This window comes from Corynebacterium sp. H127, assembly GCF_037482665.1.
GTDB lineage: Bacteria > Actinomycetota > Actinomycetes > Mycobacteriales > Mycobacteriaceae > Corynebacterium.
Genome location: NZ_JBBHKY010000011.1, coordinates 67,580 through 83,280 on the forward strand (window position 1 = coordinate 67,580; position 15,701 = coordinate 83,280).

14 protein-coding genes and 1 pseudogene are annotated in these 15,701 nt (G+C 59.3%); 11 read left to right on the forward strand and 4 right to left on the reverse strand.

The window, feature by feature from the left end; translation table 11 throughout:
* The first annotated feature begins 3 nt into the window (after nucleotides 1-3).
* Nucleotides 4-1,494: an Asp-tRNA(Asn)/Glu-tRNA(Gln) amidotransferase subunit GatA gene (gene gatA, locus WG936_RS10930; protein WP_339572925.1), complete on the forward strand. Its 1,491-nt coding sequence runs from the start codon at nucleotides 4-6 to the stop codon at nucleotides 1,492-1,494.
* A 180-nt stretch (nucleotides 1,495-1,674) separates the two neighbouring features.
* Nucleotides 1,675-2,718 carry an NAD(P)-dependent alcohol dehydrogenase gene (locus WG936_RS10935; RefSeq protein WP_339572926.1) on the forward strand — a complete coding sequence of 348 codons (1,044 nt, stop codon included), beginning with the start codon at nucleotides 1,675-1,677 and terminating at the stop codon, nucleotides 2,716-2,718.
* Here WG936_RS10935 and WG936_RS10940 read toward each other — a convergent pair.
* Nucleotides 2,715-3,035 carry a hypothetical protein gene (locus tag WG936_RS10940; RefSeq protein ID WP_339564493.1) on the reverse strand — a complete coding sequence of 107 codons (321 nt, stop codon included), beginning with the start codon at nucleotides 3,033-3,035 and terminating at the stop codon, nucleotides 2,715-2,717. The two genes, WG936_RS10935 and WG936_RS10940, sit on opposite strands and share 4 nt — an antisense overlap.
* Before the next feature lie 24 nt (nucleotides 3,036-3,059).
* On the opposite strand from WG936_RS10940, the gene WG936_RS10945 reads away from it, so the two are divergent.
* From WG936_RS10945 to WG936_RS10975, 7 genes are all read left to right on the forward strand, one after another.
* The gene (locus WG936_RS10945; protein ID WP_339572927.1) at nucleotides 3,060-4,280 is read left to right on the forward strand and encodes an MFS transporter; all 1,221 of its coding nucleotides are present in this window, start codon (nucleotides 3,060-3,062) and stop codon (nucleotides 4,278-4,280) included.
* Between the two features lie 5 nt (nucleotides 4,281-4,285).
* Nucleotides 4,286-5,644 (forward strand): DHA2 family efflux MFS transporter permease subunit, encoded by a 1,359-nt coding sequence (locus WG936_RS10950; RefSeq protein WP_339572928.1) that lies wholly within the window; start codon nucleotides 4,286-4,288, stop codon nucleotides 5,642-5,644.
* A 46-nt stretch (nucleotides 5,645-5,690) separates the two neighbouring features.
* Nucleotides 5,691-6,722, forward strand: coding sequence for a 6-phosphofructokinase (locus WG936_RS10955; RefSeq protein ID WP_339564496.1), 1,032 nt, complete (start codon nucleotides 5,691-5,693; stop codon nucleotides 6,720-6,722).
* 49 nt (nucleotides 6,723-6,771) lie between these two features.
* Nucleotides 6,772-8,277: an Asp-tRNA(Asn)/Glu-tRNA(Gln) amidotransferase subunit GatB gene (gene gatB / locus WG936_RS10960; protein ID WP_339572929.1), complete on the forward strand. Its 1,506-nt coding sequence runs from the start codon at nucleotides 6,772-6,774 to the stop codon at nucleotides 8,275-8,277.
* Between the two features lie 325 nt (nucleotides 8,278-8,602).
* Nucleotides 8,603-9,280 (forward strand): LPXTG cell wall anchor domain-containing protein, encoded by a 678-nt coding sequence (locus tag WG936_RS10965; protein WP_339572930.1) that lies wholly within the window; start codon nucleotides 8,603-8,605, stop codon nucleotides 9,278-9,280.
* Between the two features lie 145 nt (nucleotides 9,281-9,425).
* Nucleotides 9,426-10,355: a hypothetical protein gene (locus WG936_RS10970; protein WP_339572931.1), complete on the forward strand. Its 930-nt coding sequence runs from the start codon at nucleotides 9,426-9,428 to the stop codon at nucleotides 10,353-10,355.
* Between the two features lie 278 nt (nucleotides 10,356-10,633).
* On the forward strand, nucleotides 10,634-11,587 hold the full coding sequence (locus WG936_RS10975; RefSeq protein ID WP_339564500.1) for an LPXTG cell wall anchor domain-containing protein: 954 nt from the start codon (nucleotides 10,634-10,636) through the stop codon (nucleotides 11,585-11,587).
* An 86-nt stretch (nucleotides 11,588-11,673) separates the two neighbouring features.
* Here WG936_RS10975 and WG936_RS10980 read toward each other — a convergent pair whose 3' ends face one another.
* Complete coding sequence (locus WG936_RS10980) at nucleotides 11,674-12,339, reverse strand: LysE/ArgO family amino acid transporter (protein ID WP_339572932.1); 666 nt, start codon at nucleotides 12,337-12,339, stop codon at nucleotides 11,674-11,676.
* A gap of 135 nt (nucleotides 12,340-12,474) precedes the next feature.
* On the opposite strand from WG936_RS10980, the gene WG936_RS10985 reads away from it, so the two are divergent.
* Nucleotides 12,475-13,344 carry a LysR family transcriptional regulator ArgP gene (locus WG936_RS10985; RefSeq protein ID WP_339572933.1) on the forward strand — a complete coding sequence of 290 codons (870 nt, stop codon included), beginning with the start codon at nucleotides 12,475-12,477 and terminating at the stop codon, nucleotides 13,342-13,344.
* Here WG936_RS10985 and WG936_RS10990 read toward each other — a convergent pair.
* On the reverse strand, nucleotides 13,341-14,390 hold the full coding sequence (locus tag WG936_RS10990) for a glutathione S-transferase family protein (protein WP_339564503.1): 1,050 nt from the start codon (nucleotides 14,388-14,390) through the stop codon (nucleotides 13,341-13,343). The two genes, WG936_RS10985 and WG936_RS10990, sit on opposite strands and share 4 nt — an antisense overlap.
* Nucleotides 14,391-14,530: 140 nt before the next feature.
* On the opposite strand from WG936_RS10990, the gene WG936_RS10995 reads away from it, so the two are divergent.
* Nucleotides 14,531-15,442, forward strand: coding sequence for a DoxX family protein (locus WG936_RS10995; RefSeq protein WP_339572934.1), 912 nt, complete (start codon nucleotides 14,531-14,533; stop codon nucleotides 15,440-15,442).
* Nucleotides 15,443-15,581: 139 nt separating this feature from the next.
* On the opposite strand, the pseudogene WG936_RS11000 reads toward WG936_RS10995, so the two are convergent.
* Nucleotides 15,582-15,701 (reverse strand): annotated as a pseudogene (locus tag WG936_RS11000) (IS30 family transposase); the annotation flags it as partial.

The window sequence follows — 15,701 nt, forward strand, 5'->3', positions numbered from 1 at the left end:
AACATGAGCAAATACCTAGTTGGTGGCGAAGGATCCTCCGAGCTGACCACCATGACCGCGGCACAGCTCGCGGATAAGATCCACTCCCGCGAGGTCTCCTCGGTTGAGGTAACCCAGGCACACCTGGATCGCATCTCGGCAGTCGATGGTGAACTGCATGCGTTCTTGCATGTGGGTGCAGATGCTGCGTTGGCCGCGGCTGCGGACGTCGATAAGCGCATTGCAGCCGGTGAGGTGCAATCTGCACTCGCTGGTGTGCCGCTGGCGCTAAAAGACGTGCTGACCACTACCGACGCGCCCACCACGTGTGCCTCCAAGATGCTCGATGGCTACATCAGCCCTTATGACGCTACCGTCACTCGTAAGATCCGCGAGGCGGGAATCCCGATCCTCGGTAAGACCAACATGGACGAATTCGCCATGGGCTCGTCCACCGAAAACTCTGCTTACGGTCCCACCAAGAACCCGTGGGATCTGGAGCGCACCCCGGGTGGTTCCGGTGGTGGATCCTCCGCCGCGCTGGCCTCCGGCGAAGCTCCATTGGCCATCGGCACCGACACTGGCGGCTCCATCCGCCAGCCAGCCGCACTGACCAACACCGTTGGTGTAAAGCCGACCTACGGCACCGTGTCTCGCTACGGCCTAGTAGCTTGTGCCTCCTCCCTGGATCAGGCCGGTCCCACCGCCCGTACGGTGCTTGACACCGCGCTATTGCACGAGGTCATCGCTGGCCACGACAAGTTCGATGCCACCTCCGTTGACCGTGCAGTCGCCCCTGTGGCGGCAGCAGCCCGCGAAGGCGCTAACGGCGACCTCAAGGGCGTACGCATCGGTGTGGTCAAGCAATTCGACCGTGAGGGCTGGCAGCCGGGCGTGCTCGAGCAATTCCACGCCGCCGTCAAGCAGCTGCAAGAGCAGGGCGCAGAGGTAGTGGAAGTGGACTGCCCGCACTTCGACGACGCCCTCGCCGCCTACTACCTGATCCTGCCGTGCGAAGTGTCCTCAAACCTCGCGCGTTTCGACGGCATGCGTTACGGCCTGCGTGTTGGCGACGACGGCACCCGCTCCGCAGACGAAGTCATGGCACTTTCCCGCGCGGAGGGTTTTGGTCCTGAGGTTAAGCGCCGCATCATCCTGGGCACCTACGCGCTCTCTGTGGGTTACTACGACGCCTACTACATCCAGGCACAGCGCGTGCGTACGCTGATTGCGCAGGACTTTGCTGCGGCCTACGAAAAGTGCGACGTACTGGTTTCACCAACCACGCCAACCACCGCCTTCAAACTGGGCGAAAAGGTCTCCGATCCGATGGCGATGTACAACTTCGACCTATGTACCCTGCCGCTGAACCTCGCTGGACTGTGTGGCATGTCCCTGCCTGCCGGTTTAGCTTCGGATACTGGTTTGCCGACTGGCCTGCAGATCATGGCACCAGCTTTTGCCGATGACCGTCTGTACCGAGTTGGCGCAGCGTTTGAGGCTGGGCGCGCGTAGTTGCGTTTTGGGGTTTGCGTGAACCCCTTTTGCCGAACTTCCCTGGATGTCAGTCGTTTTCATTAACGATGACCAGGGAAGTTCGGCATTTGTGGTTCGGTGTTTGCGCTGAAGCCAACACGCCAATTGAAAACAAATGCATTTATGCAGCTCGGAGTGTGAAAACCTACACTGGCGCCCATGACTATTGAGACCAAAGTCCTCCAGAAGACCAGCCCTGAGGCGCCGTTTCAGGTAGCTACGATTCAGCGCCGTGATCCTCGCGAGGATGACGTCGTGATCGACATCAAAGCCGCCGGGATCTGCCACTCCGATATCCATACCATCCGCAACGAGTGGGGCGAGGCACACTTCCCGCTCACTGTGGGGCATGAGATCGCAGGCGTGGTGTCCCAGGTCGGCGAGAAGGTTAGCAAGTGGCAGGTAGGCGACCGGGTTGGCGTCGGCTGCCTGGTCAACTCCTGTGGCAAGTGCGAGCAATGCCAGGCAGGCTATGAGAACAACTGCCTAAACGGTGCCGTGGGAACCTACAATTCCGAGGACGTCGATGGCACCATCACCCAGGGCGGCTATGCCCAGAAAGTGGTGGTCAATGAGAGGTTCCTATGCCGCATCCCGGAGGAACTAGACTTTGATGTCGCCGCGCCACTGCTGTGCGCCGGCATTACCACCTATTCGCCGCTGGCCGCCTGGAAGGTGGAAGCAGGGCAACAGGTGGCAGTTTTGGGACTCGGCGGCCTCGGCCACATGGGCGTGCAGATCGCCGCTGCAAAAGGCGCCGAAGTGACCGTGTTGAGCCGCAGCCTCAAGAAGGCCGAGAAGGCCAAGGAGCTCGGCGCGGTGCGCACTCTAGCCACAACCGAGGAGGGCTTCTTCCAGGAGCACCGCGGCGAATTCGACTTCATACTGAACACGATTAGCGCTGACATTGATCTCGACGCTTATCTAAAACTGCTCAAGCCACGCGGCGTGATGGCTGTGGTCGGCTTGCCTCCCGAGAAGCAAGCGCTGAGCTTCGGTTCACTGATCATGGGGAGCAAGGTGCTCACCGGCTCCAACATCGGTGGCATCCGGGAGACCCAGGAAATGCTCGATTTCTGTGCGGAGCATGGGTTTGGCGCGGTGATCGAGAAGATCGCGGTGCAGGACGTCGATAAGGCTTATGACCGCGTGGTCGCTGGCGACGTCCAGTTCCGCTTCGTCATCGATACTGCTACCTTCTAGCGGATATCAGAGAGCACGCACGCGGCGCCTGAGGCTACCGTCGTCACCAGTAGGACGGCGGGCCAGGCGCCGATCTTCTTTGCTAGGGGATGGGATGCCCCGAAAGCCCCAAGGTAGGTGGCGGTGAGTGCAGCGGTGGTTACTGGCCCCTGCTTGGCGAGCCAGGAGCGGCCTGCCCAGATTCCAGCGGCCGCGAGCACCACGCCACCGAGAGGCCGGATGCCGGTTTCGCGGGCGGTGATCCAGCCGCCGATGAGTCCGGTGGCGATAATCGATGCAGTGTTGACATCTGTTGCGTCCTTCGTCTTGAATTCCATGGCCCCCAATGTAGTCTCATTTTTGTGAGCGCAAAGGGCAACCAAGCTGTGGCCATTTACCTGGCGAGTGCCGGTACCTCCATGTTCGGTAACGCCGTGGCCAATATCGTGTGGCCGTGGCTGGTGCTCGAACGCACCGGGGACCCCGCCGCCGCCGGATTGGTGGCTACATGTATAGCCCTGCCTGCTATTGCAGTTGCCGTGCTGGGAGGGCACCTGATTGACAGCGTGGGCCGACAGCGGATGAGCATCATTTCGGACATCATTAGCGGACTCTCCGTCATCGCCTTGATTATGGTGGACCAATCCTTAGGTCTTGATCTGTGGTGGTTTATCGCCATCGGCATTCTCGGTGCCGTTGGCGATGTTCCCGGCATGGCGGCGCGCGCAGCGCTGGTAGGGGACGTTTCTGTCACTTCTGGGATGAGCGTGGAGAAGATTTCCGGCGCGAACCAATCCGTCATGGGCGTGATGTTCTTGCTCGGTCCGGCGGTCGCGGGCTTTCTGATGCAAGTGTTGCCGATCGAGGCCGTGCTATGGATCACTGCCGCATGCTCCTTGCTTGCGGCCGCTCTTACCGCCATGCTGCGCCTGCGCGCTCGCTCCGCGGACCCCACAGCAGATCAGCTCAGTGGGGTCCGCGCCTGGCGCGCTGTGCTCGGTAGCGCCCCAGTCCGGTTGCTGGTGGTGGTGATGTTTGTCTCCACGGCACTGATCAGCCCCTATCTCAGCGTGCTCCTGCCAGCACACTTCCAGAAGGTCGCTCAGCCGGCGCTACTGGGCATTTCTCTGTCGGCCTATGCGGTAGGGATGATTGCGGGCGGCGGCCTGGTTGCGGTGGTCGGCGCTGCTTATCGACGCCGGCTCTGGACCACCAGCATGCTGTTGATCACCGGTGGGTTCCTGGGACTCGGATTTCTCCAGCACACCGCTGCCGTGCTGATCGGGATGGTGCTGGGAGGTCTATCGATCGGCCTCATCGGCCCGCTGCAGATGGTGTTGGTGACGGAGAATATCGCGGAAAGCGTGCGCGGCCGGGCATTCTCCCTGTTTAGCGCGATCAATTTGTTCGCCGCACCCATCGGCCTCTCGCTGGCGACCCTCTTCCTCGCGCGTGCGAGCATTTACCAGGTAGCAGCGGTTATCGCGGCGCTGTGGGTACTCGCCGGCGGGTGGGCGCTGCTGCGCGGACTGCAGGTGCTGCCACGCTATGTTGCGCTGGAGGATCCAGTGCCTGCAGAGTAGTACGAATGAACCAGACTCAATCCGAGCTGCGGGGCGCCTGGAAAGCGTTGGCAGCGTTGTGCACCGGCTTCTTCATGATCCTGCTGGATCAGACGATTGTGGCCGTCGCGACGCCGGCGCTGCAGGAGGAACTGGGCACAGGACTGGGCGGTGTGGTCTGGGTGACCTCAATCTATCTGCTGGCCTACGCCGTTCCGTTGCTGGTGACTGGCCGACTCGGGGATCGCTTCGGGCAGCGAAACCTTTACGTCGCCGGCATGGCTGTATTTACGGTGAGCTCCTTGGCCTGTGGCCTCGCTCCATCCATCGAGCTGCTCATCCTAGCGCGGTTGGTGCAGGGCCTAGGGGCCTCCTTGCTTACCCCGCAGTCAATGAGCGTGATCAACCGGGTGTTTCCGCGCGAGAAACGCGGCGCAGCCATGGGAGTATGGGGAGCGGTGGCAGGCCTGGCCTCGCTGATCGGTCCGGTATTGGGCGGTCTGATCGTCGGCACCGTCGGCTGGCAGTGGATCTTCTTCCTCAATGTTCCCGTGGGCGTGTTGTGCATAGCGATGGTGCTTGCTTGGGTGCCTGACTTGCACGCCACCGCCTCGCGTATCGACGTCCTCAGTGTCCTCACCATCATCCCTGCGATGTTCCTTGTGGTGTTCTCCCTGCAAGAGGGGCCGAATTTCGGCTGGGCGTGGTGGCTGCTGCTCGGGCTGGTGCTGGGTCTTTTGCTGCTGCTCGGCTTCGTGTGGCTGCAATCTCGTGCGGCTCATCCGCTGGTGCCACTGCAGCTGTTTAGCAACTCGAACTTTTCACACGGTGCGTTCTCCATCTTCACCATGGGATTTGCGGTGGCTGGAACGATGCTGCCGATCATGATGTATCTCCAACAGGGCAGGGGAATGTCTGCCGAGCGGGCAGGTCTGATGCTGGTTCCGATGGCCTTGCTTTCGGGTTTCTTCGCCCCAATCGTGGGACGGCTGGCGGATCGTTTGCACCCGCGCGTGCTGTCGATGCTGGGGTTCGGGTTGATGGTCGCGTCGATGCTGAGCCTGGTGCTGATCATGCGGGATTCGGTGCCAGTGGGGTGGATGTTAGCGGGTTCCGCCCTGCTGGGGCTGGGGAATGCTTGTGTATGGTCGCCGAACGCTGCCACTACGATGCGAGACATGGACGTCGCCCTGCTGGGGGCTGCTTCTGGGGTGTACAACACCTCGCGGCAAGTTGGCGCAGTGGTGGGCTCGGCAGCTATCGGTGCTGCTATGCAGGTGTTTGTGCAGCACACTAGTGTGGCAAATGCCATGGGATTGGCGATGATTGTCCCCATGGTGGTGCTGAGCCTTGGTTTTGTGAGCGTGTCCCGCTTTAAGGCTTAAGGGACTCAACCAGACAGCGGCGGGGGAGCTGACTACTATGGGGCTCATGCGAATTGCGACTCTTACCTCTGGTGGCGACTGCCCCGGCCTCAACGCGGTTATCCGCGGCATTGTCCGTACTGCTTCTTCGGAGTTTGGCTCTACAGTTGTGGGCTATGAAGACGGCTGGGTCGGACTCATGGAAGATCGCCGAGTTCAGTTGTATGACGACGCCAACATCGACAAGATTCTGCTGCGTGGCGGCACCATACTGGGCACCGGTCGGTTACATCCGGACAAGTTCATGGCCGGCCTGGATACCATCAAAGCCAACCTAGAAGATGCCGGCGTGGACGCGTTGATCGCCATCGGTGGTGAAGGCACACTCAAGGGCGCCAAGTGGCTGTCGGACAATGGTATCCCTGTGATTGGTGTGCCAAAGACCATCGATAATGACGTCAACGGCACCGACTACACTTTTGGTTTCGACACCGCAGTTGCAGTGGCTACCGACGCCATCGATCGTCTCCACACCACGGCAGAATCCCACAACCGCGTGATGATCGTGGAGGTCATGGGGCGCCACGTCGGCTGGATTGCGCTGCATGCCGGAATGGCCGGCGGTGCGCACCACATCGTGATCCCCGAGGTGCCCTTCAACATCGAGGCGATTGCTAAGCAAATGGAGCGTCGCTTCCAGATGGGCGAAAAATACGGCATTATCGTCGTTGCAGAAGGCGCGCTGCCGGAAGAAGGCACGATGGACTTCGATGAGGGCTCTGAGGATCAGTATGGGCATAAGACCTTTAACGGCATCGGCCAAGTGATCGCCGACGAAATTAACCAGCGTCTTGGTCACGACGTCCGCACGACCGTGCTGGGGCACATCCAGCGAGGTGGCACCCCAACCGCCTTTGACCGGGTATTGGCAACGCGCTATGGCGTTCAGGCCGCACGCGCTGCCCACCGTGGCGAGCGTGGCAAGTGTGTGGCGTTGCACGGTGAGCACATTGAACTCATCGATCTCGAGGAAGCAGTGGGCACGTTGAAGAAGGTTCCGCTCCGGCGTTATGAAACTGCACGCGCTTTGTTCGGCTAGTTGCAGCCCCAAGCGCCCCGGCTGCTGAGTTCTTAGTAGACTGTTCTGCATGACTGCAGTGGCTTATGATCTGATGGACTTTGACGAGGTCCTAGAGAAGTTCGACCCGGTAATGGGCATGGAAGTTCACGTCGAATTGGCGACGGAAACCAAGATGTTCTCCGGCAGCTCCGCATACTTTGGTGCGGAGCCCAACACGAACGTGGATCCGGTTTCGCTGGGACTGCCGGGCGCGCTGCCAGTGGTAAATGAAAAGGGCGTCGAATGGGCCATCAAGATTGGCCTCGCCCTGAACTGCTCCATCGCAGAGTCTTCCCGGTTTGCCCGCAAGAACTATTTCTACCCAGACCAGCCGAAGAACTACCAGATCTCCCAGTATGACGAGCCAATCGCCTATGACGGTTACCTCGACGTGGTGTTGGATGATGGCGAAACCTGGCGCATTGAAATCGAACGTGCACACATGGAAGAAGACACCGGAAAGCTCACGCACCTCGGTGGCACCAGTGGCCGTATTCATGGCGCTACCTCCTCCTTGGTCGATTGCAACCGTGCTGGTGTGCCGCTGATTGAGATCGTCACCAAGCCAATCGAGGGAGCTGGGGCACGCGCCCCAGAGGTAGCTCGCGCTTATGTTTCCGCGCTAAGAGACCTGGTGAAGGCCTTGGGCGTTTCTGATGCCCGCATGGACCAGGGCTCGATGCGTGTGGACTCGAACCTTTCCTTGCGCCCAGTCGGCACGACTGAGTTCGGTACCCGCACGGAGACCAAGAACATCAACTCTTTGAAGTCTGTGGAGCAGGCTGTCCGCTTCGAGATGCAGCGTCAGGCAGCAGCCATCGAGAACGGCGAGGCGATCATTCAGGAAACTCGTCACTACCAGGAAACTGATGGGACCACGACCTCCGGCCGCGTGAAGGAGACCGCGGAGGACTATCGCTACTTCAACGACCCGGATCTGCCACCGGTCATTGCACCACGGGAATGGGTCGAGGAAATTCGTGCCACGCTGCCCGAACTGCCATGGGTGCGTAAGGCTCGTATTCAGAAGGAATGGCAGCTTTCCGACGCCGAGATGCGTGACTTGGTGAATGCGGGTGCCCTTGAGCTGATCATTGACACCGTGGAGGCGGGCACAACCGCTGACGAAGCACGTTCCTGGTGGGTCTCTTATCTTGCACAAAAGGCCAAAGAAGCCGAGGTGGAGCTCGAGCAGCTTTCGATCACGCCAGCGCAGGTGGCTCGGGTTGTTGCGCTCATTAAGGACGGCAAGCTCACCAATAAGCTGGGCCGACAGGCTATCGACGGCGTGCTCGCCGGCGAAGGCGATGTCGATGAGGTCGTCGCGAAGCGTGGCCTAGAGGTCATGCAGGATGATGGTGCCATCGAAAAGGCTGTTGATGAGGCACTTGCTGCGAACCCTGACATCGTTGAGAAGATTAAGGGCGGCAATGCGAAGGCTGGCGGCGCCATCGTTGGTGCGGTTATGAAAGCCACCCGAGGTAAGGCTGATCCGGCGACTGTGAATAAGCTGATTGCACAAAAGTGCAAATAGCTTAGTCCTAAAGAACCATCCAGCACGGCTCCCACGCCGCGTTGGGTGGTTTTCTTGTGGTTGGAGTGGCTGGAGTATGTTTAACTGACATCAAACGTCACAATATTCACCCCCTTTCGAGGTGTTGTTGCGGTTTTGTAATATTTGCTTTTGTGTGTGAAATTAATGGCTGCCAGCTGGCAAGTTCTTAGTAGCAAAAAAGCTACCATAGCGAGGTTGTGACTTAGTTGGTCGTTGTACCGGTGTTGTGAAGTGGTTTGGCACGTTAGGTTCTGGGAGAGGTGCTGAAACAAGTCGGCACCGTTGAACTAGAGGAGAAAATCCTATGAAGCGCTTTGTAAAGTCTGCTTCCGCCATTGCAATCGCTGGCGCAATGGCTCTCGGTGCTAACCCTGCATATGCTCAGACTGCTCAGGTAGTGGTTGCACAAAACACTGAAAATGGCGAGTGCTCGGCTGCTGTGCTGGCTGCTGTTGAAGCTCACAATGCTCTTCCAATTGAGGAGCGAGCTGCGAACTTGGCCCAGGTTCAGGCCCTCGTAGCGGCGCAGAATGCAGCTGCCGGCGAAACCGTATGTATTTTGTCCGTAACTGATGCTCCTACTCCTGATGAAGGTTCCTCTGCCGAGGATGCCCTGAGTGCTGCAGGCGTTGGCCTGTCAGTACTGGGTTCCTCCGCACTGCTGTCTTCCGGCGCTTCTTCTGACCAGCAGCAGCCAGCCCCTGAGGCTCCGGCCCCTGCTCCAGCTCCAGAGGTGCCAGCTGCGCCAGAGAAGGGCATTGACCCTAACGCACCACAGAAGGGTATTGACCCTAACGCACCACAGAAGGGCATTGACCCTAACGCACCACAGAAGGGCGTTAAGCCAGCTGCTCCTGCTACCCAGCAGCGTGGCGTGCTTGCCCAGACCGGCTCGGAGTCTGGCTCCATGGCCATCCTGGCTATGCTCGCTGTGACGATTGCAGGTTGTGCTGCCTTCATCCTGCGTCGCAAGACTGTCTAGTTCTGCTAGTTAAACCTGACCTCGTCGCTCCTTGAGTGGCGGGGTTTTGGTGTTTGCGCCAGTGGGATGAGTGTGGCGCAACCGGGGCGTCGATAAGCGGTGTTAATATTCCCAAAATATAGCGTTTGAAGAAAGGTCACTGGCGATGGGAAAACAGGCGGTCGTGGCGGCGGCCCTGTGTGCGTCTTTGATGTTCGCAGCTGGGTGTTCACGCGAGGCAGAGATGCCCGCGGCGGTGACCGCGGGGACAGTGCAGACTCAGGATCTGCCGCGCATTGATCCGAGCCAGGCGCTCGAGATCGTCATCCCCGATGTGGGGATCCGGGCCAATGTGGATGAGCATTCCTGCCGGGTCAAAAATGGCGCCATCGATCCGGAATCCATGGGAAACGCCTGCGTTTATACCGCTGATGATCGGCCCTACACGCTGCCAGGTACGAATTCTCAGGACATCGTCGTAATCGCCGGGCATACGGGTGCTGGGGTTCCGGCGGTGTTCAATAACCTCTATGACGGCAAGGAAGACCGCCACACGATTAGTGAAGGCGCGAAGCTGTTCGTGCGCACCGCCAACTCGGGGGAGCGCTGGTTGGTGTATCGGGCAACCGATTTCCATGCGCCGAGCAAGGACACGCTCAGTGGACAAGATGAGATCTGGGGAACGGCGGCTATGCCGGGCCGACTGCTCACGATTAGCTGTATTCAGCCACCCAACCCCCTTGCTAGCTCGGTGAAGAACGCTGTTGTTGGTTGGCAGCTTGAGGGGATAACTGGCGGGGAAGAGGCGGGCTTATCAACGCCACCTGCGACGGAAACCGAGACGCCGACCCCAACAGCAACGCCGACAACTGAAGCGACACCGACTCCAACGTCGAGTGTTGTGCCGCAACCCCGGGCTCCAATGGCGCCAGCGGTACCGGCACCTGCTCCCGCACCCGCGCCCGCGCCTGCACCGGCGCCGCCACCACCGGCCTTGCCGCCATTGCCACCGCCACCGGAGTTGCCACCGCTGCCACCGCCACCGGTGCTTCCTCCTCCGCCGCCGCTGCCACCGCTGCCAGAAATCCGGTTATAGCTTTTTCGTAGACTTCACTGGGAATTTCCCTAGTGGAGTCTATTTTCTTTATGGGAATTACCCCTACATTAGGGTAGGTGGCAGCCCTTAAAAACATGCCATAAGCAGGCAATTGTGGATAATGGTACGAAAGTGACGTAAGTGACTAGAGTGGTTTAAGTTTCCAAAGTTGCTGAAGTGCGCAATGATATTGCTTAAGTGAGTGACCGGCTCACGCATGGCTGGGGCGACATTGTGGCACGCCAGTGATGGCCCTAATTTTTATACGAAGGATTACTATGAAGCGTTTTGCGACTTCCGTTACCGCACTCGCCGTTGCTGGTGCCATGTCTCTCGCAGTGATGCCTGCAGCTGCTGCGCAGTCGGCAAGCTACGGTTCCTCTTACTCGATCGAGGGGATCGCTGGTTCCCTGGAAAACTACAACAAACTGTCCGAGGGGCTGAAAGCTGAGATCAACCTGGCTATCCAGGCAGGCGACCTCATGAAGCTGGTCGAGCTGAAGATCAAGGCCGACGCGGAACTTGCCGCTAAGGCTGAGGGGGAGACCGCCAGCGAAAAGGACACTGACAACGCAGTGGCTAACGCCGGTTCCACCGAGAAGGCTGGCGCTGCCGCTTCATTGCTATCCTCTGGTGCTAGCGATACCACCAAGAAGCCAACGACTGACACCAAGGCTGCCGATGCGAACATCAACGGCAATGTGACTGCAGGTTCCACCGGTGCTACGCTGCCGCAGGATCTGTCCACCAGCATTGAAGGCGCGCTAGAGACTGGCTCTTCCGCAAAGCCAACCACCACTACTCGTGAGAATGAGACGGGATCGTCCGCCAACCTGGATGCGCGTACCATCTTGGGCTTCACCGGCCTGACCCTTGCTCTGCTGTCCTTCGGTGGCATCCTTTCCTCTGAGGGCGGCGCGAACCTTGGCTCCACTGCCGGCTCTAGCGGATCTTCGGATACTTCCACTGAAGGCTCCAGCGCTGCTGCTAAGGGTTCTTCTGCTAAGCCAGAGGCTCCGAAGGGTGACATAGAAGGTGGCGCAAAGGGTGACGTTCGAGGCGTCGCTAATGGTGGCCCTGCTCCAACCGGCGAAGTGAAGGGTGTAGGCCCACAAAAGCGTGGCGTGCTGGCTGAGACTGGCGATAATACTGCTGCTCAGCTGCTCGCAGGCGTGCTGCTGGCTCTGATCGCTGCTGGCGGCTTCGCTGCTCGCCGCAAGTTTGCTGCCTAGGAGCTGCTTAACAGCTGATTAAAGCTCGCTGTCCATCCCAAATGAGAGGGGGATGGGCAGCGAGCTTTTTGCTGCGCCGACTGTTGCTAGTGCAGGGCTAGCCGCAGCGCCATGTACACCATAATGATGCCGATGACAGCATTGAGGATTCGCCAGATGTGTGGCTTTTGTAGTGCACCGGCACCTTTGATAGCCAGGAATCCGATGGTAGGGAACCAAATCGCACTTGCCAGTAGTGCGCCGGCCGAGAAATACCAGCGCATCACATCGCCGTGTTGATTGGCGATTCCGCCGAGCATGATGAGGGCATCTATATAGGCTGCTGGGTTGAGCCAGGTGAAAGCCAAAGCTGCGAGGACTGGTTTGTGCCACGTTGTCGTGGGCTTGTTGCGGGTGGCGGTGCGGGTGAGCACTGCGGACGTCGATAAGCTGGCCGGTTCTGGCGCCACCTCCGCTACGACGGTGCTGGTGGCGGGGTGAGTTGCGTCGCGGAAACAGGTGAAGGCGAACCAACTCAGATAGACGACGCCGAGCCACTTCAGGGCGGTGAGGAACTCGGGGGCGCTATCGATGAGCTTGCCGACGCCAATCGTGCCACCCAGGATGAGGATGACATCGGAGAGTAGGCACACGCCGATGACGGGTACCACGTGCTCGCGTTTGATGCCCTGTTTAATAATGAGTGCGTTTTGGGGGCCGATCGCCACAATGAGGGATAGTCCGATCAATACGCCACTCAAGAAGATGCTCATGGCCTTTATTCTCTCCAATATCATCACTTAAGCAAAATTAACGGTTTTGATCCTAGTTGAATGGCGCTTACATTGGGTGATCCTTGGAGAGCGTTTCTTTATCGTGTTTCCGTTAAGCTAGGTTAGAATTGCTTCATGAACCAAAACCACCTATCCACGCTGCTCGCAGTGCTGGACGAAGGCAGCTTTGAAGGTGCCGCAGATGCGCTCCACATCACTCCCAGTGCGGTGAGTCAGCGTATTAAGGCCTTGGAGTCGGACATGGGGCGAGTTCTTATTCGACGCACTAGTCCCGTCGCGGCCACAGATGCTGGCGAAATCCTGGCCCAGGCGGCGCGACGGATGGCACTACTGCAGGCAGAAACGGATGTTGCGCTCGAGCGGAGCATCGCGCGGGTACCGCTATCGGTGGCAATTAACGCGGACTCGCTGGCCACGTGGTTCAGTTCGGTGTTTGCGGAAGTCGCAGGGTGGAATCATGTCACGCTACAACTGCGCATCGAAGATGAGGCGCACTCGTTGACCCTGCTGCGCCGCGGTGATTGTTTGGGTGCTGTCACGACGGAACCGAATCCGGTCGCTGGTTGTGATGTGCGCGACCTGGGTGTTATGCGTTATCGCGCGGTCGCTGCTCCCCAGCTCAAGGCCGCCTACACTACTGATTCGGGTATCGACTGGGCCGAAATGCCGGTCCTGCGTTATGGGCCTAACGACGCGCTGCAGGAAAATGACTGGCGGGGCCGACTTCCCGAACGTCCGCGCGAGCGCCGAGTATCCCAAATCCCGTCTTCGGAAGCATTTTTGGAGGCGGCGCGCACCGGCCTGGGCTGGGCATTCGTCTCGGAGATTCAAGGTCAGGAACTTTTGGACTCCGGTGAGCTGGTGCTTCTCGACGACAGTGTCGTCGACGTCCCGCTCTATTGGCAGCACTGGCGACTGCAGTCCGCCATGCTCCAAGACCTCACTAACTCGGTGGTGGCGGCCGCCGCCAAGTACTTGCGCTAAAGCAGCGGCGGGACTTGCTCGTCTGTAGGGACTGGGCCGGGTGGGGTTGCTCCTGCCGTAAATGGTTCCCCACCCAGCTCCGCGCGCCCATGTGGGGAGAGTAAATCACTCATGTCGGGCCCCTGGGGCACGATGCGGGTCGGGTTGATCTCGGCGTGCGTGATGAAATAGTGCTGCTTGACCTGCGCTAAATCGGTGGTGTCGCCGAAGCCGGGAGTTTGGAAGAGGTCGCGCAGATAGCCCCAGAGGTTGGGCATATCCTTGATTCGATTGCGACTGCACTTGAAGTGCGAGTAATAACAAACGTCAAAGCGCACTAGGGTGGGGAACAGGCGCACATCGGCCTCGGTGATGTGCCCGCCGACTAAGTATCGGCGCGTTGCTAGCCGCTCCTCCAACCAGTCGAGTGCGTTGAATAGGCGCTGGTAGGCGGCATCGTAATGCTCCTGACTGCCCGCGAAGCCACAGCGGTAGACACCGTTGTTTACTTCTGTGAAAATTCGCCGGTTTATCGCGTCAATCTCCTCCCGCAGCTGTGCTGGGTAGAGATCTGGCGCGCCCTCGCGGTGGAACTCGCGCCATTCGGAGCCGAAATCCAGCGTGATCTGGGGATAGTTGTTAGTCACTACCTTGCCAGTGGGGATATCTACCAGGGCGGGTACGGTGATGCCGCGCGGGTAGTCGGGAAAGCGCCGAAAATAGGCTTCTTGCAGACGGCGGATACCTAACACGGGGTCGGCCCCGTCTGCGTAGAGCTCGTAGTTCCAGGAGCGGATGTCATGGGTCGGTGCGGCGAGCGATAGTGAGATCGCCTTCTCGAGGCCGAGCAGGCGCCGAGTGATGATCGTGCGGTGTGCCCACGGGCATGCGCGGGCCGCCATGAGTCGATACCGGCCCGCTGCAACTGGCCAATGATAGGTGCCGTCGGGTTGCCTCGTGACCTCGCTGCTGCCCGCCACAATTCGATCTTCAATGTAATTGGTGTCGCGGATGAATTCGCCATCCGGGGACGCGTTCTGTGGATCCCCTGCCCAGTCTTCGCACATGTTCGCCTCCACTCCTCAATGATGATGTGTCAACCATATGGGGGCTTTCCTTTGGAGTCAACCCTGCCGTTACCCAATCGACTCCAGAAATTGCCGTGTTTGTGGGCACGTAAGCAGATCTTCTGACTTAATCTTGGTGCATGAGCAACCAACCAACGCCAGATCGAGCACAGCCAAACGAGCTAGACGGCCTTGAGGACGTACCCACCTACAAGGCGGATGAATCTTCGGACACTGGTTCGATGGGTAAGTTCTATCAGCGTTTTGGTAGGACCGCGCCGAAAAACATCGAGCCGGATGCTACTGACAAGCCAACAACTACAACGAGCGAGGCAGAGATGAAGAACGAGCCCGAAGCTACCAGTAATCTTTACCGCGTAAGCAGTGAGCCCGAGCCGACCGCGGAGTTTTCCGCGCCTACTAACAACTACCAGCCGCAAACCATGGCTGCGCCGCTACCTGATGACACATACGCAGCTCCGGCCGTCGGTACGTACAGCGAGGACGAGACAGTTATCGATAACCGCCACGGCGACGGTCGCCGCGGCACCATCGACCTCGGCCTGATGATTATCCGCGTAGTGGTTGGTGCCGTTTTGCTCCTGTCCGCGCTGCGCACTTTCTTCCAGCTCGGCGGCGCCCCAGGCCTCAACGAGCTCAAGAGCGAGTACGGTACCTACGCGATGCCGGAACTGTTGTCGCTAATGGTGCCAACCATGGAGCTTATCGCAGGCGTTTTCCTGCTGGTAGGCCTGCTTACCCCGGTAGCCGCAGCGGTAGCCACTGCGGTCACTGGCTTCAACGCCGTCCACGCCATCGCGCAATCCGAAGCACTCAACCTGCTCAATCCAGCACCGGAACTCCTCCTGCCGATCCTGCTTGCTGTGCTCGCACTTGGCTTGCAATTCACCGGCCCCGGCAAAGTTTCCCTCGACGTCTCCCGCAGCTGGGCTCGTCGCCCACTGGCTTCCTCGTGGATCTGGGTCATCATCGGTATCGCTGGTGCAGTCCTCATGTGGTGGTTCTTGGCGGGCACCAACCCGCTGGGCTAGCAGTTTAAGTTCTTGAAAAGGCCGGAAATCCCCGAGGTGGGCTCCGGTCTTTTTGCATGTTCGGCGGCTACTTGTAGAACTTCAAATGCCGAACTTCCGTGCTCAGGGTTAGTGAAAACCGGTGACATCCTGGGCGGTGTCAAGCTGTGAATGCACCATTGAGTGTTTTCATCAGTATCTCACGAGGAGTGCACCCACCCAGCACGATTCGCGGAGTGTCATTGAGCTCATCTTGCACAAACTGGACATGCTCGGCAGT